The following is a 23,994-nucleotide window of genomic DNA, read 5'->3' as shown; positions in this document are numbered from 1 at the left end:
GATCAAGAAATGCTCTAAATTGACGCCTTTTTTCATAAATTCACCCCTTTTCCTTAAGTTAGGTGAATTATGAGGCAACGTTGGGGTTTTTACCTTTAAATTGGGGGTCCTTCGGTTAGGTTATTTCTGAGGCAATTCGATGTGCTAGGTAATTTTGGGTTTTAATATTATTTTAATAATTAACCCATAAAATTCAGATATAGGACTATATACTCGAAAAGTATATCTTTAACTGTTCAGACAAAACTAGGTGTCTCTCATGAGCGATGAGAAAATTGCAGACAAAAAGAAAAAAAGCTTATCTTACATAAGAGTAATGGAAGAGTTGCAAAACGAGCACCTATCTCAAGATTTTGATTTGAATATGGATAATCCTCTTGAACCGTTTATGAATCTGCAAAAGTATTTATTTTCCTCGGAAACTCCTCCAGATAATTCAATAGCAAAAAATTTTATAACTGGGGATATTCTGACTCCTCATTTTCCAACCCCTGAGGATGATAACGCAGAGCAAATGGATCTGAATGCATTACAGCAATTTCTAGCTGAGGATGAGGAGGAAATTAATGAGGTTAACAAAAAGTTTAATCAAGAAAATTCTGATCTTTCTCCAGAAATGGAGCTAGAAATGATCGATAAGCAATTAGCCACATTTGGATCTAATTCACCTATATCTAACTATTTCCCAAACTTTAACGATACAGAACAAGAAATAATAACTTCCGAAGACCAAGCGGATTCGGAATTTTTTATTGATAAAGATCCTACAGCCAATCAATAACTTTTATTGATAACCTTCCGTTCCTGAAGGAATGGTATTTTGCATATAACTATTCACCACTGGACTGAAACGGTCATATTTTCCCACCGCCCATCTTACAGCCTACCCCCTTTTTAAAAGGGAGGGAGTTTCAATTTGACTTTAGCGTAGCCACTCCTTAAAGTCCACGCAACACCCAATCCCAAGGACGACCCTCATGCAAAGAGAATCACTCCATTTTGATATTGTCATCGTGGGCGCAGGTCCCGCAGGTCTTGCCTGCGCCATTCGTCTTTCGCAACTGGCAAAAACCACCGGCCGCGAACTCTCTATTGGTATATTAGAAAAAGGTGCTACAGTCGGTGCGCATATCCTCTCCGGCGCAGTACTCGATCCTATAGCTTTGAATGAATTATTACCAGAATGGCAACAGCTTGACGCTCCCTTATATACTCCCGCAACTGACGATCATTTTTTATTATTAACCGCCAAAAATAGCTGGCGGCTCCCTACGCCACCCTTGATGAAAAATCATGGTAATTATGTCATTAGTCTGGATAAACTGTGCCGTTGGTTAGGCGCACAAGCTGAAAACCTCGGGGTACAAATATTCCCCGGCTTTCCGGCAACTGAAATACTTTATACTGATACTGGCGCCGTCTGCGGTGTTCGCACCGGTGATAAAGGCATAGACAACGCGGGTCAACCCACTGACCTCTATCAACCTGGAATTGATTTATATGCCAAACAAACCGTTTTCGCCGAAGGTTGCCGCGGCTCACTCACGAAAACTTTGCTGCAACGCTTTAATCTTACCAAAAATGTCCAAGCGCAAACCTATGGCATAGGCGTCAAAGAGTTATGGGAAGTCGCTCCCAATCACCATCAACCGGGCAAAGTCATGCATACCATCGGTTGGCCGTTGGATACAAAAACTTACGGTGGTTCATTCCTGTATCATCTAGAAAATCATCTGGTAGCCGTGGGTTTTGTCGTGGGACTTGATTATAGCAATCCCTTTTTAGATCCTTATGAAGAATTGCAACGCTTTAAAACGCATCCCGCCATACGTGATACCTTTGAAAACGCTAAAAGAATCGCCTACGGCGCACGTGCGCTCAATGAAGGCGGCTGGCAATCCATTCCCAAGCTCAGTTTTCCAGGTGGATTATTAATCGGTGATAGCGCAGGATTTCTCAATGTCCCACGCATTAAAGGTATACATACCAGCATGAAATCGGGCATGATCGCTGCAGAAGCCATTTTTACCCATATAGATGACCCGCCAAACGGCGAGCTTTCAGAATATCCAACCCAACTAAAGCAATCGTGGATTGCCAGGGAATTATATGCCGCACGCAATATTCGCCCGGCTTTTCGCTGGGGCTTGTGGCCAGGCTTAGCTTATGCTGCCCTCGACACCTATGTGTTGCATGGTAAAGCACCCTGGACTCTGCAGCATCCTAAGCCAGATTACTTATGCTTAAAACCAGCCACAGTCTGCACCCCTATTCAATATCCTAAGCATGATGGTGTATTGACCTTTGACAAGTTAACTTCGGTTTTTTTATCCAATACACTGCATAATGAAAACCAGCCTTGCCACCTGCAACTTAAAGACCCAGAATTAGCCATTGCCGTCAATTTTAAAATCTATGCCTCACCCGAATCACGCTATTGTCCCGCTGCCGTTTATGAAATCCTAGATGTGGATACTAAACCACGCTTACAAATTAATTTTGCTAATTGCATACACTGCAAAACCTGTGATATTAAAGACCCTCGGCAAAATATTAACTGGGTACCACCCGAAGGCGGGGATGGGCCTAACTATACAGAAATGTGAAGAATAGCTACTTGAGGCTAACTACTTTGAGTTTCTTCCCTCCCTCTTGTGGGGAAAGGTGCCATTTAAAAGCCTTGACTTATTTCCTTCTCCCTTGCGGGAGAAGGAAATAAGTCAAGGCTGTTAGAGAAAAGAAAACATATAACCTTATAGGAGAGCCCTATGATCCAACTACAAACCAACCACGGCATTATCACCATCGAACTGGATTTCGAAAACACGCCCAAAACAGCAGAAAATTTTCAAAAGCATGCAAAAAGCGGCTACTACGACAACACCATTTTCCACCGCGTCATTGATGGCTTCATGATCCAAGGCGGCGGTTTTGATACCCGCATGCAAGAAAAAGCCAAACAACCTACTATAGAAAACGAAGCTGACCGCAGCACACCCAATAAGCGCGGCAGCATAGCTATGGCTCGCACCTCTGACCCCCATTCCGCCAGCACCCAATTTTTTATCAACGTCAAAGACAACGATTTTTTAAACTTCAGCGGCAAATCCATCAACGGCTGGGGCTATTGTGTATTTGGAACTGTCACCTCCGGCATGGACGTAGTTGATAAAATAAAAAAAGTCGCTACCACCAACCGCGCTGGTCATCAAGATGTGCCGGTAGAAAATGTCATCATAGAAAAAGTCACGGTCACAGAATAAGCAAGTTAATGGTGAATATATGAATATCAATAACCTCATTGCTACTGAATTAAATATAAAAATAGAACAAGTCGCCAAAGCCATTGAACTCTTAGACGGCGGCGATACCGTCCCGTTTATTTCCCGCTATCGTAAAGAAGTCACCGGCGGTTTAACGGACACCGACCTTCGCACTTTGGAAGAACGCTTGAGCTATTTGCGCGAATTACAAGATAGAAGGCAAACCATTTTAAAAAGCATCAGCGAGCAAGGTAAATTAACGCCTGAACTTGAAGCCAGTATTTTACAAGCAGACAACAAAGCAACCCTCGAAGATCTCTACCTACCTTATAAACCCAAACGCCGCACCAAAGCCCAAATAGCCAAAGAAGCGGGACTCGAACCCTTGGCCTTGCAATTACTTGCAGAACCCAGTCAAATTCCTGAACAACTGGCAGGGCAATTTATCAATACAGAAAAAAATATCAACAACGCTACCGAAGCTTTAGAAGGCGCAAGACACATTTTACTAGAATTATTTTCCGAAAATTCCGATCTCCTTGGCTACTTGCGCGACTACCTCTGGCAACATGGCGTCATCAAAAGCGAAGTCATTAAAGAAAAAGAAACCAGCGGTCATAAATTTGCAGACTATTTTAATTACCAAGAACCAATTAAAAAGATTCCCTCACACCGCGCCTTAGCATTATTACGCGGTCAAAATGAAGGTGTGTTACGCATCGCTTTAACTTTAAATGCATCCGAAGAATCGCATTGCCAACAAAAGATTCAGCAACAATTTGTTATCACCAATCAACAACGCCCAGCCGACGCCTGGTTAATTGACACTGCAGCTTTAGCCTGGCGAGCAAAAATATTTTTAAAACTAGAAGTCGAACTCATCGTCAAATTGCGTGAATTAGCTGAAGAAGAAGCTATCAAAGTCTTTGCTAATAATTTGAAAAATTTGTTGATGACTTCACCGGCTGGATCACGTGTCACATTAGGTTTGGACCCCGGTTTACGCACGGGAGTTAAGGTGGTAGTGATAGATGGCACTGGTAAGCTGCTACACCATACCAATATTTTTCCGCATGCGCCACGCAATGATTGGGACGGCTCTATCGATAGCTTAGCGAAACTCTGCAAGCAATTTAAAGTGGAATTAATCAGCATCGGTAACGGCACTGCTTCACGCGAAACCGATAAACTGGTATTAGAACTCAAAAAACGTCACCCCGAATTAAAGCTGACCAGTATTGTGATTTCTGAAGCCGGTGCTTCAGTTTACTCAGCATCAGAACTTGCCGCGCAAGAATTCCCCTCCTTGGATGTGACTTATCGCGGCGCAGTTTCTATTGCACGACGATTACAAGATCCGCTGGCTGAATTAGTCAAGATTGATCCTAAAGCCATCGGTGTCGGCCAATACCAGCATGATGTTAATCAGGTGAAGCTCTCACGCACCTTACATGCCGTGATGGAAGATTGTGTCAACGGCGTGGGTGTTGATGTGAATACCGCATCTGTGCCCCTGTTATCTTGTGTGGCCGGTCTCAATGAAAGCGTTGCAAAAAACATTGTGCTTTACCGCGATGAAAACGGCCGCTTTAATACTCGCCAACAATTGAAAAAAGTGCCGCGCCTAGGTGAAAAAGCCTTCGAACAAGCGGCTGGATTTTTACGGATTACCAATGGTGATAATCCGCTGGATGCTTCTGCCGTTCATCCTGAAGCCTATTCACTCGTAGAACGCATCTTGGCGCAACAACAAAAAACCTGTAAAGAAATCATGGGTAACCGTGAACTGTTAAAAGCCATTAATGCTAAAGATTTTATTGATGCGCAATTTGGACTACCCACTATCACTGATATTCTACAGGAGCTGGAAAAACCCGGCCGTGATCCGCGACCGGAGTTTAAAATGGCCACTTTTAAAGAAGGTGTGGAAACTCTGACAGATTTAACTGTGGGCATGGTTTTGGAAGGTGTGGTCACCAATGTGGCCAATTTTGGTGCATTTGTAGACATCGGCGTACATCAAGATGGTTTAGTGCATATTTCCATGTTGGCAGATCGCTTTGTTAAAGATCCGCACGATGTGGTGAAAGTTGGCCAGATTGTAACAGTCAAAGTGCTGGAGGTAGATTTAGCACGTAAACGCATTCAATTAAGCATGCGTCTTTCGGAATCTCCTGCCACTTCACAGCCTGCAATTTCTCCGCCTAAAAAAACTTCGACCAATAAAATACCCTCGCGAAAGAAATTGCGCAAACCTGAAAAAGCAGCGGTTAAAGAAACGACTCTCGGTAATGTACTATTGGCTGCACTTGCGAAGCAGAAGGAAAAATAGTCTGCAAACCAGGGGAGTTATTACATAAATATCTATGCCTCCTTCTTCTCTTGTGTGCATATCCTAGCCTTGTGGGAGAGGAGGGGATACAGTGTAAATAGATGAGATAGTGATAGCGATATAGTGCTTGTAACTATTCAGCACATTGCCGCAAGTAGCACAAAACGGCCAGATTTTTCCAAGGTCGCCCCTAAAAATTTAGGAAAAAGCGCAGCATACACAAAGTATGTGAGCATTTTTCCTAAATTTTTAGGGGTGAGATTGGGAAAATATGGCCGTTTCAATCCTGTGGTGAATAGTTACCAGCGCTTAACCTTAAACCAAGGACGATAAGGATATACCATGTCTTCAATAACAAGCAGTTGGAAAGCCCTATCTCTACAACCCCTACGCTGGTTTGGATTAAACGGTATTGCTTCAAATTTCGGCAGTGGTTTGAATTACATCACCATGACCTGGATTCTGCTTAGCGTCAATAATTCAGTCAGTTCGCTTGCACTGCTAATGATGTGTTTTTGGGGGCCTACAGTTTTTCTTGGACCCATCTGCGGCGTTATTGCCGACCGCTATTCACGCAAGGGACTATTGGTGATGAGTAATGCCACACGCGGCGTCTTATTGGTGCTCGTGGCATTAATCATAACACAGCATGTTTTGCCCTGGGAAATCTATGCTACCGCCATCTTATTAAGCATATTTGGTAATTTTTACGGTCCTACAGCATTTGCTTATATTCGCGAAATAGTCCCCGTAAGACAAATGCTGCATGCGAATGCCATTGTGGCTATCTCTTACGAACTCGGCAATATTGCCGGTATGGGCTGTGCTGGATTTTTAATAGCAGCCTTTTCTTCCAGAATCGTTTTGGCTATCAGTGGTCTGTTATTTTTACTGGCTACCTGGTGTTTGATACTGATAAAGCCATTAAGTCTATATACTGAAGAAGCCCCAGATATTGTAAAACCGCGCCAACGTCGCGGTTTCTGGTTTGGCTTGCGTGGAGGATTACGCTACCTGTCGCGCAGAAAATCTCTACGCGTGCTTTATTATGCGCAATTACTCATCATGATAAATTTTTTTACTGCGCCTATCTTATTGGCGCCCTATGCTAAAAATATTTTACATGCCACAGCCAGTGAATTTGGTTTGATAGAAATCTGTTTATCTGTCGGTGTCATATTGGGCGGACTCACTGCACCCCTACTCACTGAGCTATGGAATTTCAAAATCCTAGTATTTACCCAATTAACTGCGCTGACAATTTTATTTGTTTTATTTGGATTTACTTCAACACTTTGGGCAGCTAATGTCATTTATTTTTTGATGGGCGTGACATTGGCAGCATGGACTTTACTAATCACCAAAGCGCAATTGCATACGCATATTAATTTTCAAGCGCGGGTGCAATCAGTATTTAACAGTGCGGCTGCTGTCCTGATTTTACTGGTATACATCTTGTTAGATATTACTGGGGACTTGCTACCATTAAGTTGGTTATATGGATTGGAGGCGATGTTTACTGCAATTGCTGTGCTGTTGCTGTGGCGACATAAAGAGATTTTGTGAGATTTGGTTCAGCTTCAGGGTAGCAGCTATGTCAGGAAGCTCGCCATATCCTATCCGCCTGATGTAATAAATCCGCTACACAACAAGTCAGTTTTTTAGCTGCCGGAATATGCAGGAATTCATTCGGTCCGTGCGCATTGGAGTGGGGGCCTAACACACCCGTAATCACAAATTGTGCTTTAGGAAATTTTTCCCCCAACATATGCATAAACGGAATCGATCCACCCTCACCCCAAAACAGCGCAGGTTTACCAAAATATTGGTGTGAAGCGGTATCGATTGCATCAGCCAACCAAGGTGCTACGGCTGGCGCGTTCCATCCTGGAGACGCTTTAGTAAAATCAAAAACCACTTTAGCCCCATGCGGGGGATCAGCTTCTAAAACTTTCTTCAATGCTAAACCGGCCTGCTTGGGATCAGTGGTAGGTGGCACGCGCATGGAAAGCATCAAAGCTGTTTTAGGACGCAATACATTTCCGGCGTTTTTTAAATCTGGGATGCCATCCACACCAGTAATCGACAACGCGGAACGCCAGGTACGGTTCAATATCAGCTGATGGCTAGCAATTGCGGAGGCTTTTGCACCTTCGATCCACGGATAATCGGTGTGTACTTTTTCTCCCAAAACGGCTGCAACTTGTTTAGCTTCTTCTATACGTTGTAGTGGAATATCGGCTTTAAATTCAGATAATAAAATTTCACCGGTATTTTCATCCTCAATGCGACTTAATAATTGTCGGATCAAACGGAAACTCGATGGCACTACCCCACTTGCTGCACCGGAATGTACGCCTTCGGTTAATATTTCTACGGTGAGGGTACCTGCGACAATGCCACGGAGTGAAGTCGTTGACCAAAACTGCTCATAATTTCCCATACCGGAGTCAAGTCCGATGATTAAGTCTGGCGTACCCACTTGCTCAGCAATATGCTCCATATAATAAGGCAAATCGACACTGCCACTTTCTTCAGAAGCTTCAATTACGATGACGCAACGTGGATGAGTCAGACCTTGTTCTTGTAAGGCTTTAATCGCTGCGATACTGGCAAATACGGCATAACCGTCATCTGCGCCACCACGTCCATACAGCCGACTCTCTTGGATAACCGGTGTCCACGGCCCTAAACCCTCATGCCAACCTGACATTTCCGGCTGTTTGTCCAGGTGCCCATAAAGCAGCACAGTTTGTGGTAAGTCAGAGGGGACTTCTAACACTAAGAGTGGCGTGCGTCCAGGTAAGCGATGCACAGTCAGCTGTAACCCACGAATATTCTGTTGCCGACACCAATCCACCACCAGCCGCATAGCTTTATCTATAAAACCGTTTTTTTCCCATTCTGCATCAAATAACGGCGATTTACAGGGAATTTCTATATATTTAAATAAACCCGGTATGATGGCATTGTCCCAGGTTTGATTAACCAGAGTTTCGATTTGTAGACTCATTTTTATCTTTCCAACAGACGGTTTAATAATGCACCTGCACGACCACCGCCTCCAATGCGTTCTTCAATGCGCGTTTTTATACCTGATTTCAACAGCTCTCGAGCGACTGCTTCAATATCTGGGGTAATAATCGGTTTACTGAAAGTTCCCGTAATCAAAAGCGGCAATGCCGTATTTCCTAAAACTGGATTACCGGGCTGCTCAGCACTTAAATGATAATTCAAAGTCTGTGACACCAGATTAGCCGTGCCATTGCCAGTGATTTTTAATTGCGCAGACTGCATCAGCAGATTTTGATTATTAAATACGCCATTTTGGAATACGCCACTACCACTAAATTGTTGAAAATTGGTTCTTCCTGTACTTGGCTGGGCAGGTCCTGGCTGTTTCTTAATCAGGGCAGCCGCACGGTTCAACTCATAAGGCAAATCCACACCCAACAAGGCACCATTTTGGATGTTAAATTCTGTCGTACCATTCAAACTGCGCAATATTTCCTGCTGGCTGCTACCCATCATGGTCAGGTGTGCGATGATATTTGCGCTTCCTGTTAAGCGTTCTGACTTCATGAGCTGACTTACCTGCACATTGGAGAGTTTTTCATCCACATTCATACGCGGAACGCTGCCACGCAAATCTGCAGTTAATTTGCTGATGGTCGTGCCTTGATACACATTAGCAGTTAATGGATTGATTTCTACTATGCCATTTTTTACTGATATCTGTCCGGCAATTTGAGTTAGCTGGGTTTTGGATACTGTTAACGCATCAATTTTCACAGTACCGCTGATATTGGCTTGTCTTAAAGCCTCAAAGCTTCCCGGATCAGCAGAAGAGGTTTTGTTAACGCTATTACTTGATCGCGTACTGATTGCCGCTGTAGTCGCCGTTACTGGAGCTGATTTGACAGGCATATAGCGATCTAGATTTACTTGATTAACGTACAAAGCAAAATTCAGGGCTTTACCAGCAAAGCTGCTAATATTCACTGAGCCTTGCAAAGTGGAATCATCGAGATGTCCTAATATTGAGCTTAATTTAAGTGCTGAAGTGTCCCCGACAAAGTTGGTGGAAAGGGCGGCTTTCTGCAATGCCTCTGGGTCCTCTGTATTGATGGTCTTGCCAAAAGCTTTTAAAAAATCTTTGAGGTTAAATTGTGCTATATCAATGCGGCCATTAAACTCTGGCTTAGTCAAAATACTGGCAGCTTCCAGATTAGTCTTGGCTGTCAGATTAGCCGCTGATAATAGCGCGTTGGCAATAGATAGTGTCTGTTGCTGCAAATTGACCACAACACTCTCAGCCTCCAGCTGCACCTTAGGCACTGATTTATCTAATAATTGCGCAGAAAAACGCAGTTTACCTAACCGATAAAGATTTTGCGGCGCCAGTGTAGCATCGGTATCTAAAGCAAATTGTGCGGCGATTTGCGGTTTATTGCCCCTGAATTCAAAATTAAGACTTAAGGGGAATGGTTTATTGATCCCAATGTTCTTACTGGATAAATTTAGCTTCGATAATTCTAACGACTGGCCATTTTTTTGATTTACCCAGGTAATATCTGCATTTTTAACTTCAATGCCTTCAACACTGAATTTGGGGGGTGTACTTGGTTCTGCGTTGGTATGCGGCGTTTCTGTCCGTGCTTTCGCCATTGTGGCTATATGGGTATCACTGTGGTGGCTGGAAGCCAACGCTTTTAGATCCTGCCAATTGGTCTGACCCTGTTTGTTTTCAGCCAGATTAAGTTGTAAATCTTTTAGTACTAAATTGCCAATTTCTACCTTGCCAGATAATAGCGACAGCAATTTAACGCTGACATCTGCCTCACCTACAGTAATGAAATTTTCTTCTGGTGTAAAACCGGGGGCATTACTCATACGCACATCATGAATACGAAGACCCAGCCAAGGGAAAAATGACCGTTCAATATCTCCATTAATTACCAATTCCCGACCAGTTTTATCGTGCACGACACTGCTGATTTGCTCTTTAAATTTATTCGGGTCTAAAAATAGTACTAGACAAACACCCGCAATAATGAATAATAAAATTAGGACTACTATGATTGAAATTAGGGTTTTAAGTAGTTTTTTCATAAGTTTCACCCTTGAATATTTGTTTTATCATGTCTGTTAGCTCGTAGGCTATGTGGAGCGGGTGATGGGAATCGAACCCACGCTATCAGCTTGGGAAGCTGAAGTTCTACCATTGAACTACACCCGCTAACACGCGACAAATGGCAACGCGCGATGTTGATACGTATATTGTGACTGCCTGAGGCATCTTTTTTTTTAGGATTGTAATCCTACCTAATTCACCCTTGAGATACCAGCCTTATGACAAATACTCCCATACGCCCCCCGATTAAAAGCTTCGGACGTCAACAAGGGCGCTTGACGGAAGGGCAGCGCAAAGCTCTGGAATCATTATGGGAACAGCATGTATTACCTAATGACTTGGGATTGCTGGATTGGCGTGTGATATTTGGCCGACCCGCCGACACAATACTAGAAATCGGTTTTGGTATGGGACATTCCTTAATTACCACTGCCCAAAACCACCCAGAAATAAATTTTTTGGGGATAGAAGTTTACCGTCCTGGCATCGGCACCCTACTCACCCAACTGCATAATTTGCATTTAACCAATGTGCGCGTGCTGTGTGCTGACGCAAAAGTGGCTCTGGCTGATTGTGTTCATGATGCTTCTTTAGCAGGAATTCATATTTTTTTCCCAGATCCATGGCCTAAAAAACGTCATCATAAACGCCGCCTGATTCAGCCTGACTTTATTGAGCTATTGACCCATAAGCTTAAAAGTGGTGGCTATTTGCACTTGGCAACCGACTGGGAGGATTATGCACAGCATATGTTAGCCGTACTTTCAGCTGCTAATCATTTGATTAATGCAGAAGATAACGGACAACTTGCTATAAGCCATCCTGAACGGCCTGCTACTAAATATGAACAACGTGGAATACGCTTGGGACATGAGGTATGGGATTTTAAATTTTATAAGCAGAACTAGTCGTTGGCGCAAAAACAAAAAAATAGTGCTTTTTTACCTCTCCCCTTGTGGGAGAGGTAGAAAAGCATGTTTTTGAATTTCACGCCAGCGACTAACTAAGCACCTTGTTTCTTAGCGATAAAACGCTGAATAATCAGCTTTAATAAATCAGCCGCTAATTGTGTTTTAGGCCGCAAGGAAAATTCCTCCTCACCGTGAGACCACAACACTAGCAATGCATTTTGATCTGCATGAAATCCAGCATGACTGCTAGAAACATCATTCGCTGCAATCATATCTAAATTTTTCTGCGCTAACTTTTGCAAGGCATTACTGCGTAAATTCTCTGTTTCCGCAGCAAATCCTACGGTAAATGGTGGATTGGGTCGTTGGGCTACTTGGGCTAAAATATCAGGATTAGGCACTAAATTTAGCTGGATTCCCGCTGGATTCTTCTTAATTTTTTGCGTATTAACCTCTGCACAGCGGTAGTCAGCCACTGCAGCAGATGCAATAAAAATTTCACATGTATCGATATGTTGGATGACCACATCCTGCATTTGCTGTGCAGTTTCTACGCATATTCTCTTTACACCTATGGGACATGGCAGATTAACAGGACCACTGATTAAGAGCACTTCTGCCCCCCTAGCCGCTGCAGCAGCTGCTAAAGCATAACCCATTTTCCCAGAGCTGTAATTGCTGATATAACGCACGGCATCAATCGGTTCTTGAGTAGGGCCGGCAGTAATCATGACTTGCACCCCATTGAGATCGGCACAAGAAAACTGCTCACTTAAAAGTGCAGTAATTTCAGCAGGTTCCAGCATTCTTCCTACCCCTTCCTCTCCACAAGCCTGTGACCCAGCGGCGGGTCCTAACAGGCGCACGCCGCGTTCAAGCAGTAAGTTTTTATTAGCCCACGTAGCCGGATTACTCCACATCTGCTGATTCATGGCCGGTGCTATAACAATTGGGGCATTGGCTGCAAGACATAAGGTAGTCAACATATCACCGGCAAAACCATGCGCCAATTTGGCCATAAAATCAGCCGTAGCCGGAGCGACTAAAATAATATCCGCCCAACGCGCCTCAGCAATGTGATCCATAGCAAATGCCGAGGATTGTTGATCCCAATCTGACAATACCTGGTGGCCCGAAAGCGCCTGAAAAGTCAATGGTGTAATAAATTCTTTAGCAGCAGGTGTCATCACTACCCGCACTTCTGCTCCCTGTTCGCGTAGGCGGCGGATTATCTCAGCGCTTTTATACGCAGCAATACCGCCCGTCACACCGAGCAAAATATGTTTTTTATTTAATGTTGGCATATTTATCTCAAAAAATAAGTAAGTTACCAATGATTTAATGTGTATTTAATTTCCTTAAGTATAAGACAGTATAGCAAAAATAGGCTTCCCAACGTATTTTGTATTTACTAGCCCCAACATTAATGTTAGGCTTCGCAGCCTTGAATTTCCCGTCAAACCCAATATCACAAGCTAAACATCTCATAGAAAAATATCTCATGCTAATAAAATACCAAAAAATAATGCATTTCTTTTTAATTATTCTGTGCTTGAGCAGTTTATTCCTCAGTACAAATGCACAAGCCTGGGAGCACGAAATCGCCTTTGGTTTTGGTGATTCAGGTGAACCCGAACAAGATTATACAAATACTCTATTTGTATTGAGCGGCAAATTTCTCAAATACCACGTAGACAAAACTTTAATCGCGACACTCGATGGCACCCTCGGTTTTTGGACTGCGCATACCGATGAACATAAACATGTGGTCAATATTGCCGTTTCACCCGCATTTCGCGCTTATTTTGCTGATCCCGACTATCATCGCGTAAGACCGTATCTGGGAATATCGGTAGGTCCAACTTATATTTCAGACAAACAGTTAGGTAACCGGTTACAGAACACGCATTTCGCATTGCAGTCTACCTTGGAAGCTGGTACGGAAATTGGCAATTCCAAACACAGCGTCGATTTAAACGTGCACTTAACCCATATCTGTAACGCAGGTCTTGCCGATCCTAACCAAAGTTACAATTTACTTTATGTCTTTTCTATAGGTTATCAATTCTAATGAAGCCCATGCTAAAAAAATTATTAATGGTATCTACAGCTACTTTAATCGCAACCTCTAACGCACAAGCCACCAATGGTATTTTCATCGGCTTGGAATCCGGCGTTAGCACTTTTTCTAATCTACCCTCAGCAGAGTCTGTAGGTGCTAACAGCCTTGATACTAATTTAACACCTGCCTTACGTATTGGGGTGGGTTATAACCACGATCTAACTTCCTATCTTGGCCTGGGCATGAACATTGCCGTGGGTCAATATGGTGAAGCGGTCTATCACTTTGACGACGGTGGATCAGATACAGTCAAAGCCCAAACTGTGGAATTTTTTGCCCAAATCACCGCTCATATCAAAAAGTTTGATGTGATTGCAAAAGTTGGCGGAGTACGTCAAAAAACCGAAGTAACCGGCACAAACGCGCCTTCCGAAGACCACTACAATAATCCAGCTGCCGGCATTGAACTGGCTTATAATTTTTCACCACGTTTTGCTATTACCGGTACTTATCAGCATGTAAAAGGCCGCAATCCCGAAAGCATTCAGGATATTCCTGATAAATCGGTGCCTATTAATGAGTATTTGTTAGGTCTGCGTTATACTTTTGCTTCTTCGTAACTATATACTTGAAGCGCTTGCCCGCGAAAGGAAACTATCATGTCTAGTGCATCTCATTCCCGCCGCATTACTCTATCCCATTTGCAGAAAATGAAGCAACGTGGTGAAAAAATTACCTGTCTCACAGTTTATGATGCCACATTCGCTAGATTGCTGGCAGATGCCGGAATAGAATTGTTACTCGTAGGTGATTCCTCAGGCATGGTGGTAGCAGGTCATTCAACTACTGTGCCAGTCACGGTTAAAGACATGTGCTACCACACGCATAATGTCTGCCGCGCCCAACCCATCTCGCTCATCCTATCTGATTTGCCCTTTCTCTCTTACACCCAGACCGAACAAGCTTTACGTAATACTGCCCGATTAATGCAAGCTGGAGCTGAAATGATTAAAATTGAAGGGGGAATGTGGCTGGTACCCATTGTTGAACAACTCAGCGAAAAAGGCGTGCCCGTGTGCGTACACCTGGGACTGACGCCACAATCAGTACATATTTTTGGTGGTTATAAGGTTCAAGGTCGTGATCCAGCTAAAGCAACACAAATGTTAGCGACGGCACTCGCATTGGAAAAAGCCGGTGCACAATTATTGGTTTTAGAATGCATCCCTTATAACCTCGCCCAGGAAATCACTCAAGCTGTCAGCATACCAACCATTGGCATAGGTGCAGGACCTTATTGCGATGGTCAAGTATTGGTTACGCAAGATATGCTAGGACTCACGGCAGGCAAGCCGCTGGTTTTTGTAAAGAATTTTTTAGACGGACAAACCGCTGGCGTTCTAGGCGCAGTGAAAGAATATATCCGCCAAGTCAAAGCCAGTGAGTTTCCAACTTTAGAACAAAGTTTTGCCTAATGAATGATTTAATCCTCACTCAGATCGCGTCTTTACGTGAACGAATCAAGCATTGGCAGATCCGCAATGAAAGTACGGCATTCGTACCAACTATGGGCAATTTGCACGCGGGTCACTTAGCCTTGGTAACAACGGCCAAACAGCGAGCACAACACGTCGTAGTCAGTATTTTTGTTAATCCACTACAATTTGGCCCCAATGAAGATTTTGCGACTTATCCAAGAACCCAAGAAGCCGATATTGAAAAATTAACTGCTTTAAATGTCGACGCCATTTTTATCCCTGAAACTTCTGAGTTATTTCCTCAAGGGCAATCTTTGACAGCGGTGAGTGTTTCTCAATTATCTGATTCACTTTGTGGAAAAACCCGACCTGGGCATTTTACCGGTGTCGCAACCATCGTTGCGAAATTATTTAATATCGTCCAACCTCAAGTTGCAGTTTTTGGTGAGAAAGATTATCAGCAGCTCACTATTATTCGAAAAATGGTAGCAGACCTTAATTTTCCCATAGAAATAATAGGACAACCTACGCTGCGAGAAGCGGATGGATTGGCACTGAGTTCGCGCAATCAATATTTATCGGTCGAGGAACGTATGATTGCCCCCAAACTTTATGCTATTTTGTGCTGGATGCAGCAAGAAATTAAAAACGGCAATTCTGCATTTGCTGAACTGTGTGCCTATGCAAAAGCTCAATTGACACAATATAATTTTAAAGTTGACTATATAGACATCCGCACTGAAACAACATTAGAAATTCCCACTGCAATAGATACTAATTTAATTATTTTAGCCGCAGCTTTTTTAGGCAAAACCCGTTTGATAGACAATATCAGCGCAGCAATTCCCGCCAAAAAGAGCGAAGCAGAAACCGCCCGCTGATATATCCGCGATTTTATAAACGTGTAATTTTTAGCCCCCAAGATAACCCAAAGTCAGCTTCAATGGTGCCTAAAGAAAAAAAGACTATGTTATAATTAAGGACAGTGTTTTACCTTAGATCGCGAGGTTGTATGTTACAAAATTTCCTAAAAGCCAAATTACATCACGCACGCGTAACCCACGTAGAACTAGAATATGAAGGTTCCTGCGCTATAGATCAGGAATTAATGTGGGAAGTTGGCATTTTAGCCAATGAGCAAATTCATATGTATAACCTCAATAATGGCGAACGCTGGGTCACTTACGCCATCCCTGCCCCTACCGGCTCACGCATTATTTCTGTCAACGGCGCTGCTGCCCATAAAGCCAACGTACACGACCGCGTGATTATTTGCAGTTATGCCTGGCTGCAAGAACAAGAAATAGCGAATCATAAACCACGCGTCTTACGGTTGGATAACAAGAATAATCCGCTAAGTAATGCGCAGGAACAGGTGTTTGTGGCTGTTTAAGAGACTCCTCTTTTTTCTTCCCTGCAGGCACAGATGTCAGGGTAAGTAGATGAGGGGTAAGTTTGGGTTGGCTTTACTGTAGTAAATGCTACTGCAAGCTTACCCCTCATCCGGCCTGCGGGCACCTTCTCCCACAAGGGGAGAAGGGAAAAAGTCATGGCTGTAAGAGGGGGAGAGAGTCTGCCCATTTAAACTTTATGCAAAACATGAAACCCAAATATTTAAATATCATCGGCGCTGGGCAAGTCGGTAGTGTGCTAGGTTATTTACTGACCCATAAAACCCAACTCCGACTCAACTGTGTCTTAAACACTTCTCTGGCTAGCGCCACCCAAGCGTGTCATTTTATCGGCCAGGGGAAAGCCATAACCCATTTTAACGAATTAACGCCTGCCAATTACTATATCATCACTGCACCCGATCAAAAAATCCGCTACTGTGCTGAACAACTGGCTATTACCAAAATACTGCGCCCAGGCGATTTGGTGCTGCACTGCAGCGGCGCCCTCTCTTCTGAAGTGCTTGAGGCCACCCAAAAACAAGGCGCCATCACCGCCAGCCTGCATCCGATAAAAAGCTTTGTCGACCCACAATTATCCATACAGACCTTCGCAGGCACATTTTGTGGTCTAGAGGGCACACCTGAAGCCTGCCAAATAATCAGCGACTGGGTTAAACAATTAGATGCTGAAGTACTGCTGATTACACCTGAACAGAAATTAATTTATCACGCAGCATTTGTCATCGGTTGTAATTACTTAACCGCCCTGACTGAAACTGCCTTACGCTGCTTGCGACATACCCAAATAACGGAAGAACAAGGCTTAAAAGCACTACAACCCCTCATGCGCCTCACCCTAGAACAGATATTTATCAAAGGCACCGCAGGCGCCCTAACTGGTCCGATTGCACGCGGCGACTGGGAGGTCGTTGCCAAGCAATCCGCTGCCCTCGTACATCTTGATACTGAAATTGCCTCACTATATCAGTCACTGGGCAAGATCGCTCTAGGACTTGCGCGGACTAGAAACCCAAGTAATGAGCAAAATTTCAGCCAGGTAGAAGAAATTTTAAGCAATTCAACTAATTGAATGATAAGGAATTTAATAAGAAAAACTTCACTTATCCTTGATTTACTCAATGTATTGAGTAAAATTACTCAATACGCTGAGTAATTTTACTCAGTACATTGAGTAAATAGGAGAAGCCCGTTTTTATTCGATCCACACTTAATACCATTTTGGCTCGCCTACTTGAACCAAGACATATGATTCAAGTGCTGGCTGGGCCTAGGCAGGTAGGCAAAACTACCTTAGCATTACAGGCCGCCGAAGCTGCAAAACTCCCTACTCACTATATTTCAGCTGATGACCCAGCCGCTCGGGATTATTTCTGGCTGCAACAACAATGGCAAATTGCACGCCTTAATCTGTCAAAATCGAAATCCGCCATACTGATTTTGGATGAAGTACAAAAAATTCCTGATTGGACTACTACGATTAAACAATTATGGGATGAAGACACTCGGCATAAACGCCAATTACAAGTATTATTACTTGGTTCCGCCCCCCTGCTGATTCAAAAAGGCATCAGTGAAAGTTTAGCTGGCCGCTTTGAAATCATACCTGTACGGCACTGGTCGTATGAAGAGATGCAACAAGCCTTCGGCTGGGGTTATCAGCAGTTTGTGTATTTCGGCGGCTACCCAGGCGCGGCACCTTTGATTGCTGATGAAACCCGCTGGAAGCGTTACATAATCGACTCATTAATAGAAACAACAATTTCTCGCGATATCCTATCATTAGCCCCCATCCACAAACCTGCTTTGCTACGCAATCTATTTTATTTAGGCTGTCATTACTCCAGTCAGATTTTGTCATATCAAAAGATGACCGGGCAGCTACAAGATGCCGGTAATACAACTACTTTGGCACATTATTTGGAGTTACTCGCTGGAGCAGGTCTTTTGACAGGACTTAGCAAATATGCCGGCCAAACCGTCAGACAACGCGGTTCTAGCCCTAAATTTCAAGTGTTAAATACTGCACTGATGTCCGCACAATTAACTGATACTTATGACAGCGCCCGAGAAAACCCTGAAAAATGGGGACGACTCGTGGAATCAGCAATTGGAGCCCACCTAATTAATCGTACCGTAGGAACTGATATTTCTGTTTTTTACTGGCGAGAAAAAAATCAAGAAGTTGACTTTATCTTACAACGCGGAGAACAGTTAATCGCATTGGAGGTAAAAAGCGGACGACAAAAAACAGCATTGTCGGGTATTGCCGCATTTGGTAAGGCTTTCAAACCTGAAAAAACACTATTAATTGGGACACAAGGGATAGAAGTAGAAAGTTTTTTAAAGTTAAATCCGCAAGCATTATTTGACTAGGGTCTGTCGTCAATTAACCTCCCACTGCGTCGTCCCGCGGCTTGTCCGCAGGATCCAGGAAGTATGGCAGATTTTTTTTGGCTTCTTACCAAGTTTTATCCTCTTCTGGATTCCGCGGACAAGCCGCGGGACGACGATGAATAACTTCGTATTAGATGCCTCTATAGCTTTATCATGGTGTTTTGAAGATGAAACAACTCCACAATCAATAGCTTTGCTTGAAAAACTGGAACACGCTACTGCATTTGTACCCACCCTATGGCCACTTGAATTAGGAAATATCTTAGTCAATGCTGAACGTAAAAAGCTCATAAAATTCGCAGAAATTATTGAATTTTTGGTGCTACTACAAAACCTTAATATTCAAATAGACCAGGAAACAGCCAATTATGCTTTCCATGAAACGTTCCAGCTGGCTTACACCACAAAGCTAACAATTACGACAGCACTTATTTAGAATTAGCCATGTGCCTAGGAATTCCTATAGCCACCAAAGATAAAGCATTGCAAGCTGCAGCAAAACATTTGGGCATTAAAGTTTTATAACTTATATTGAACCCAAAGATTCTGATTTAAAACGGATTTCTTATCTTAATACAGTATAGAAGGGCACCTCTAGAAATTAGAGATCTTCGCTCAAGACAAGTCGGATTAGATTTTAAAACCGGAGTTTATACGGGAATAAATGAGGATTTTAAAATCTAATCCAGCGCCGTATTGAGCGAAAAGATCAATTTCTAGAGGTGCCCAGAAGTATTCCTTAAGGATAATTCAAGCTACCGGCCGCTCCAATTCCTGGGGTGCAAAATCATCTACCGCAATAATTTGTCTACGCGCCTCTTCCGCGTCTGTTATCAGCTGGATTTCTTCTGCGCTTAAAATACCTGCTGTCAAGGCCGACTGTAAACGTTCTTTTTTATTCTCACCACTGACCTGGCCATCACGCACCGCGACATGGAGTTTTTTCTCGACTGCTTCCGCTTTAATAACTTTACCTAAAGCTACATCGATCAATCCAACCCAATTATTTGGATCTGGGGAGGCATAAATGCCTTGTGTCAGACGCGCCCGAGTCTGTGATTGCGATAAAATTAAACTCGCCACTTGATGGTTTAAACGGTCATCCGGCAGGCGCAAGCAACGTCCCCACGGAAACACCACCATGCGCATGGCGGAAGCTATAAAACGATTAGGTAGATTTTTCAGCACCCCATCCAAGGCGGTTTGCAACTTAAAAAATACCACTTGGCACGACCATTTTAACAAGGGCAAATCCTCAGCCGGACTGCCTTGATTTTCAAAGTGCTTCAACAGTGCCGAACCTAAATACAGCATACTCAAAATATCACCCAAACGCCCTGAAAGACTCTCTCTGCGCTTAAAACTCCCACCGAGTGTAATCAACACCACATCTGCAACCCAAGCAAAAGCAGCACTATAGCGATTGAGTTTCTGGTAATAACGCTTCAGCTGACCTTTGCCTGAAAAACGACTTAAACGACCTTGCGTAATTGCTAAGAAAAAAGCCCGCGCTTTATTGCTCATCAAAAATCCCAGATGTCCAAATATCGCCTTATCAAATGCAATTAATCCTTGTCGCGCATCAGGATTGTGCGCTGCCTGTAACTCAGTAAATAGATAGGGATGACAACGCATCGCACCCTGACCAAAGATCATCATACAACGCGTTAGAATATTCGCGCCTTCAACGGTAATGGAAATGGGTATTTCAATATACGATTGCGCCAAATAATTACGCGGGCCCATGCAAATACCTTTACCGCCATGCACATCCATGGCGTGATTGGCAACTTTTCGACCTAATTCAGTTGTGTGATATTTGCTGATAGCGGAAGGAACCGTCGGTTTTTCTCCCCTATCAATTGCCGCAACAGCAAAGGTACGGGTAGCCTCCATAATATAGGTATACCCCACTATGGACGCTAACGCATCTTCAACACCTTCAAAACGCCCTACCGCCATATTAAATTGCGTGCGAATACGCGCATAAGCTCCTGTGGTGAAAGTAGAAACTTTAGAGCAACCCGTCGTTAATGAAGGTAAAGTAATGGCACGGCCTACAGATAGACACTCCATCAACATATGCCAACCTTGCCCCGCCATTTTAGCGCCCCCGATGATGGCATCGACAGGCACAAATACCTCACGTCCTTGGGTAGGTCCATTAGGAAATGCCGAACTCACAGGACAATGACGTCTGCCTATGGTAATCCCTGGGGTATTCGTAGATATCAAAGCACAGGTTATACCTAAATCGGTTTTGCCACCTAGTAAATGTTCTGGGTCATAAAGTTTAAAAGCCAATCCCAACAGTGTCGCCACCGGCGCCAGCGTGATATATCGCTTATCCCAGTGCAGCTTAATACCCAATACTTCCTCACCCTGCCATAAACCACGACAGACAATACCGTGATCTGGCATGGAACCTGCATCAGAACCCGCATCAGGGCTGGTCAGTGCAAAACAAGGTATTTCTTCGCCTCGCGCCAAACGTGGCAGATAATAATCTTTTTGCTCCTCGGTACCATAATGCAACAACAGCTCTCCCGGTCCTAGAGAATTCGGCACACCCACAACCGTGGCTGCAGCGATACTACGACCAGAAATTTTAGCGATAATGGCGGAATGCGCCAAAGCAGAAAATTCTTTACCACCATATTTTTTAGGAATAATAAAACTGAAAAAACCTTGTTCTTTGAGAAATTGCCAGACTTCCGGCGGCAGATTAAAGCGATTATGGTTAATATCCCAGTTATCCAACATTTGACATAACTGTTCGACAGGCCCAGCTAAAAAGGCTTGTTCTTCAGCGCTTAATTGTGGGGCAGGGAAAGCTGCAAACTTACGCCAATCTGGCATACCGCTAAACAATTCACCTTCCCAACCGACTGTGCCAATTGCTAAGGCTTCTTTTTCAGTATTGGACAAGGTGGGTTTAGTTTTTTGATAGAAAGAAAATAAGGGTTTTGAAAATAGTATTCTACGTAAAGGCAAAATATTGAGCGGTATGACGATGATTAAATAGACTAACCATAAAATAGTTTTACCTGCCGGACTAAGATGACTAAATCCAGTCACTAAAATCAGATAAATCAATAAAGCGATGCTGGCTACAATGAGCGAGGCACGCTGATAAGCCAAAAGGCTACACACAGCAAGAAATAAAATAATCCAGGCAATGGCTAGCATTAAAAACCCTCATTTTTGCTTTAAGAAAAACTATAACTACATTATGAATCCTTACTACTAAAAATACCATCCAGCTATAACACACTCGACAAAATAACATCTGGAACATTACTGAACACAGCATCCACGCCCCAGGAAAAAAGTTCCCGTGCCTGCTCAGGATTATCCACAGTATACGCCAGCACATAGCGCCCTAAATCTTTTATTTGCGCTACTTTTCTCTTCGTTAAGATGCGCCAATTCGCATGCAAAGCCACACAATCCAGTTGCAATAAACTTTCCTGCCAGTCCCCAAACCAATGATCCAACAACAAGCCCAAGCACAAGGATTTATCCAAAGCGCGAGCCGCAGTCAAGCTGACCACGGAAAAACTGGAAACCAGTAAATTTGGTCGCGCGGTAAGCCAATGCGCTTGCAAGGTCTGCACCACAGCCATTGCCGTTTCCTGATCCTTACCCTCACTCGGCTTTATCTCCACATTAACGCTTAAATTTAATTCAGCAGCCTGTTTTAGAAACTCGGCAAAAGTCGGTATGTTTTCACCAGAAAATGCTCTATCAAACCAACTTCCTGCGTCTAACGCTGCGATATCTTTATAGGCAGTTTTTGCAACTTCACCATGGCCGTCAGTAGTACGTTCCAATGTTTCATCATGAATAATAATAGGGACATTATCCTCAGTCAGCATCACATCGAATTCTATCCAGGGTATATGCAATTCATAAGCTTTTTGTAGCGCGGCCAGCGTATTTTCAGGCGCATAATGACTGGCTCCGCGATGCGCTATTACCCTGGATGATAAATCTAATCGCGGTGACGTCAACCTTTCACATCCTTTTTAGGCGCTACTGCTGCCCTCTGGGAAAAAGGTAATATGCTCATGCTGACTTTTTCAAGTGCGGGTGGAGTCGTTGGAGCGGGGGCTGGGGCTGGTTCATGAGTGGGTGCGGGGGTTGAAGCAGGTGCAGCAACCGGCAATTTTTGATCCTGCACCACTGAAGCAATTACTACGATTGCTGATTCAACTATTTTAGTATTAACCGGCGTCGATGATTCAGGTGCGGCCGGAGAGGACACGCTGGCAAACATTGCTCGCGGCTGCGCCATAGTAGTCATCGCGGGCTGTGGTACGGTTGTCACTCCATTAAAATCAATGGCATTTAAAAAGTAATGCTGATCAGGATAAGCCTGGTTCAATCGCGCAATTTCTTGTTTAACATCATTGTATATTGCTGCACGTGCGCCGGCATGTGACCTAGTTAATTCTGCAAGGCTAGGACTGAAATCTATATCAGCTATAGTATATGTTTCACCTGGCTTGGTAATCGCTTTGGCCTTATCTCTGATTGCCGCTAAAGCAGCACCGGGCAAGCGCGCTTGTGCTTCAATATGCAATGTTTCAAGCCCCGATTTATCCTCTGTTCTGCTAAATTGTGTGATATGCCAATCATTAGAAGGCACAATTTTATTGAGATTTTGCAATACCTTGTTATTTATATCAGCTAAACCGATCTTATCTAAACCAGCATCGATATTAACTGTCACATTCGCTGTGGTCGTAGTTGACCACTGCTCAACTGATGTTTGGTAAGTAATCTTATTCAGCACAAGTCCCCTAGGGATTGGTGATTCCTGTGCAAAAGCGCTAAAGACACTCAATAATGCTGTAGAGCTCAATACTATTTTTTTTACAGACAAGGTCATGTAGTATTTCCTATAAGTAGATGATAATGTTTATATCAGTATTTCAGTTTATACTCGCAACCTGTGATTCTCGTCATTCTTAACAAGCCATCACAGAATAGCGGGAATTAT

The 23,994-nt window shown here is 43.5% G+C and carries 20 protein-coding genes and 1 tRNA gene; 14 read left to right on the top strand and 7 right to left on the bottom strand.

Annotation, left to right across the window (positions count from 1 at the left end):
• Nucleotides 1-259: 259 nt before the first annotated feature.
• From VHE99_10535 to VHE99_10515, 5 genes are all read left to right on the top strand, one after another.
• Entirely contained in the window at nt 260-781 is a 522-nt protein-coding gene (locus VHE99_10535; protein HVV69448.1) for a hypothetical protein, read from the top strand.
• Between the two features lie 196 nt (nt 782-977).
• Complete coding sequence (locus VHE99_10530) at nt 978-2,606, top strand: electron transfer flavoprotein-ubiquinone oxidoreductase (GenBank protein ID HVV69447.1); 1,629 nt, start codon at nt 978-980, stop codon at nt 2,604-2,606.
• A 162-nt stretch (nt 2,607-2,768) separates the two neighbouring features.
• Entirely contained in the window at nt 2,769-3,263 is a 495-nt protein-coding gene (locus VHE99_10525) for a peptidylprolyl isomerase (GenBank protein HVV69446.1), read from the top strand.
• Nucleotides 3,264-3,282: 19 nt separating this feature from the next.
• Nucleotides 3,283-5,595 carry a Tex family protein gene (locus VHE99_10520; protein HVV69445.1) on the top strand — a complete coding sequence of 771 codons (2,313 nt, stop codon included), beginning with the start codon at nt 3,283-3,285 and terminating at the stop codon, nt 5,593-5,595.
• A 342-nt stretch (nt 5,596-5,937) separates the two neighbouring features.
• Nucleotides 5,938-7,161, top strand: a complete 1,224-nt coding sequence (locus VHE99_10515; protein ID HVV69444.1) for an MFS transporter — start codon at nt 5,938-5,940, stop codon at nt 7,159-7,161.
• A gap of 31 nt (nt 7,162-7,192) precedes the next feature.
• Here the strand turns inward: VHE99_10515 and VHE99_10510 are convergent, their stop codons facing one another.
• The 3 genes from VHE99_10510 to VHE99_10500 all read right to left on the bottom strand — a co-directional run bounded on the left by VHE99_10510 (nt 7,193) and on the right by VHE99_10500 (nt 10,834).
• Complete coding sequence (locus tag VHE99_10510) at nt 7,193-8,608, bottom strand: M20 family metallopeptidase (GenBank protein HVV69443.1); 1,416 nt, start codon at nt 8,606-8,608, stop codon at nt 7,193-7,195.
• A gap of 2 nt (nt 8,609-8,610) precedes the next feature.
• Nucleotides 8,611-10,707, bottom strand: coding sequence for an AsmA family protein (locus tag VHE99_10505; protein ID HVV69442.1), 2,097 nt, complete (start codon nt 10,705-10,707; stop codon nt 8,611-8,613).
• Nucleotides 10,708-10,760: 53 nt separating this feature from the next.
• Nucleotides 10,761-10,834 (bottom strand) — tRNA-Gly (locus tag VHE99_10500).
• Nucleotides 10,835-10,947: 113 nt separating this feature from the next.
• Here VHE99_10500 and trmB point away from each other — a divergent pair.
• Nucleotides 10,948-11,637, top strand: a complete 690-nt coding sequence (trmB, locus tag VHE99_10495; protein HVV69441.1) for a tRNA (guanosine(46)-N7)-methyltransferase TrmB — start codon at nt 10,948-10,950, stop codon at nt 11,635-11,637.
• Between the two features lie 95 nt (nt 11,638-11,732).
• Here trmB and coaBC read toward each other — a convergent pair whose 3' ends face one another.
• A complete protein-coding gene (gene coaBC, locus VHE99_10490) occupies nt 11,733-12,944 on the bottom strand; it encodes a bifunctional phosphopantothenoylcysteine decarboxylase/phosphopantothenate--cysteine ligase CoaBC (protein ID HVV69440.1) in 1,212 nt (403 codons plus the stop codon).
• 197 nt (nt 12,945-13,141) lie between these two features.
• Between coaBC and VHE99_10485 the strand changes: the two genes are divergently transcribed.
• From VHE99_10485 to VHE99_10450, 8 genes are all read left to right on the top strand, one after another.
• Nucleotides 13,142-13,711, top strand: coding sequence for an acyloxyacyl hydrolase (locus tag VHE99_10485; GenBank protein HVV69439.1), 570 nt, complete (start codon nt 13,142-13,144; stop codon nt 13,709-13,711).
• An 8-nt stretch (nt 13,712-13,719) separates the two neighbouring features.
• On the top strand, nt 13,720-14,322 hold the full coding sequence (locus VHE99_10480) for an outer membrane beta-barrel protein (GenBank protein HVV69438.1): 603 nt from the start codon (nt 13,720-13,722) through the stop codon (nt 14,320-14,322).
• Nucleotides 14,323-14,361: 39 nt separating this feature from the next.
• Nucleotides 14,362-15,177 (top strand): 3-methyl-2-oxobutanoate hydroxymethyltransferase, encoded by an 816-nt coding sequence (panB, locus tag VHE99_10475; protein HVV69437.1) that lies wholly within the window; start codon nt 14,362-14,364, stop codon nt 15,175-15,177.
• A complete protein-coding gene (gene panC / locus VHE99_10470; protein ID HVV69436.1) occupies nt 15,177-16,061 on the top strand; it encodes a pantoate--beta-alanine ligase in 885 nt (294 codons plus the stop codon). The genes panB and panC overlap by 1 nt, the downstream gene beginning before the upstream one ends.
• A 131-nt stretch (nt 16,062-16,192) precedes the next feature.
• Nucleotides 16,193-16,573, top strand: coding sequence for an aspartate 1-decarboxylase (panD, locus tag VHE99_10465; protein ID HVV69435.1), 381 nt, complete (start codon nt 16,193-16,195; stop codon nt 16,571-16,573).
• A gap of 206 nt (nt 16,574-16,779) precedes the next feature.
• Nucleotides 16,780-17,664 (top strand): DUF2520 domain-containing protein, encoded by an 885-nt coding sequence (locus tag VHE99_10460; GenBank protein HVV69434.1) that lies wholly within the window; start codon nt 16,780-16,782, stop codon nt 17,662-17,664.
• 176 nt (nt 17,665-17,840) lie between these two features.
• Nucleotides 17,841-18,968: an ATP-binding protein gene (locus VHE99_10455; protein HVV69433.1), complete on the top strand. Its 1,128-nt coding sequence runs from the start codon at nt 17,841-17,843 to the stop codon at nt 18,966-18,968.
• A 136-nt stretch (nt 18,969-19,104) separates the two neighbouring features.
• Nucleotides 19,105-19,425: a type II toxin-antitoxin system VapC family toxin gene (locus tag VHE99_10450; GenBank protein HVV69432.1), complete on the top strand. Its 321-nt coding sequence runs from the start codon at nt 19,105-19,107 to the stop codon at nt 19,423-19,425.
• Between the two features lie 314 nt (nt 19,426-19,739).
• Here VHE99_10450 and VHE99_10445 read toward each other — a convergent pair whose 3' ends face one another.
• From VHE99_10445 to VHE99_10435, 3 genes are all read right to left on the bottom strand, one after another.
• Nucleotides 19,740-22,178 (bottom strand): acyl-CoA dehydrogenase, encoded by a 2,439-nt coding sequence (locus VHE99_10445; protein HVV69431.1) that lies wholly within the window; start codon nt 22,176-22,178, stop codon nt 19,740-19,742.
• 74 nt (nt 22,179-22,252) lie between these two features.
• Nucleotides 22,253-23,002, bottom strand: coding sequence for a glycerophosphodiester phosphodiesterase (ugpQ, locus tag VHE99_10440; protein HVV69430.1), 750 nt, complete (start codon nt 23,000-23,002; stop codon nt 22,253-22,255).
• Nucleotides 22,999-23,883, bottom strand: a complete 885-nt coding sequence (locus tag VHE99_10435; protein HVV69429.1) for a hypothetical protein — start codon at nt 23,881-23,883, stop codon at nt 22,999-23,001. The genes ugpQ and VHE99_10435 overlap by 4 nt, the downstream gene beginning before the upstream one ends.
• Between the last annotated feature and the right edge of the window lie 111 nt (nt 23,884-23,994).

It is taken from the genome of Gammaproteobacteria bacterium (assembly GCA_035546635.1).
In the GTDB taxonomy this organism is placed as follows: domain Bacteria; phylum Pseudomonadota; class Gammaproteobacteria; order JAURND01; family JAURND01; genus DASZWJ01.
This window is presented reverse-complemented; position numbering and strand designations above follow the sequence as displayed.

Coding starts and splice junctions, on each gene's coding strand:
- VHE99_10515 (HVV69444.1), top strand. CDS start 5,938: ATGTCTTCAATAACAAGCAGTTGGAAAGCCCTATCTCTACAACCCCTA.
- VHE99_10530 (HVV69447.1), top strand. CDS start 978: ATGCAAAGAGAATCACTCCATTTTGATATTGTCATCGTGGGCGCAGGT.
- VHE99_10535 (HVV69448.1), top strand. CDS start 260: ATGAGCGATGAGAAAATTGCAGACAAAAAGAAAAAAAGCTTATCTTAC.
- VHE99_10460 (HVV69434.1), top strand. CDS start 16,780: ATGAAACCCAAATATTTAAATATCATCGGCGCTGGGCAAGTCGGTAGT.
- panC (HVV69436.1), top strand. CDS start 15,177: ATGAATGATTTAATCCTCACTCAGATCGCGTCTTTACGTGAACGAATC.
- coaBC (HVV69440.1), bottom strand. CDS start 12,944: ATGCCAACATTAAATAAAAAACATATTTTGCTCGGTGTGACGGGCGGT.
- panD (HVV69435.1), top strand. CDS start 16,193: ATGTTACAAAATTTCCTAAAAGCCAAATTACATCACGCACGCGTAACC.
- panB (HVV69437.1), top strand. CDS start 14,362: ATGTCTAGTGCATCTCATTCCCGCCGCATTACTCTATCCCATTTGCAG.
- trmB (HVV69441.1), top strand. CDS start 10,948: ATGACAAATACTCCCATACGCCCCCCGATTAAAAGCTTCGGACGTCAA.
- VHE99_10510 (HVV69443.1), bottom strand. CDS start 8,608: ATGAGTCTACAAATCGAAACTCTGGTTAATCAAACCTGGGACAATGCC.
- VHE99_10480 (HVV69438.1), top strand. CDS start 13,720: ATGCTAAAAAAATTATTAATGGTATCTACAGCTACTTTAATCGCAACC.
- VHE99_10520 (HVV69445.1), top strand. CDS start 3,283: ATGAATATCAATAACCTCATTGCTACTGAATTAAATATAAAAATAGAA.
- VHE99_10455 (HVV69433.1), top strand. CDS start 17,841: ATGATTCAAGTGCTGGCTGGGCCTAGGCAGGTAGGCAAAACTACCTTA.
- VHE99_10435 (HVV69429.1), bottom strand. CDS start 23,883: ATGACCTTGTCTGTAAAAAAAATAGTATTGAGCTCTACAGCATTATTG.
- VHE99_10445 (HVV69431.1), bottom strand. CDS start 22,178: ATGCTAGCCATTGCCTGGATTATTTTATTTCTTGCTGTGTGTAGCCTT.
- VHE99_10450 (HVV69432.1), top strand. CDS start 19,105: ATGAATAACTTCGTATTAGATGCCTCTATAGCTTTATCATGGTGTTTT.
- VHE99_10505 (HVV69442.1), bottom strand. CDS start 10,707: ATGAAAAAACTACTTAAAACCCTAATTTCAATCATAGTAGTCCTAATT.
- VHE99_10525 (HVV69446.1), top strand. CDS start 2,769: ATGATCCAACTACAAACCAACCACGGCATTATCACCATCGAACTGGAT.
- VHE99_10485 (HVV69439.1), top strand. CDS start 13,142: ATGCTAATAAAATACCAAAAAATAATGCATTTCTTTTTAATTATTCTG.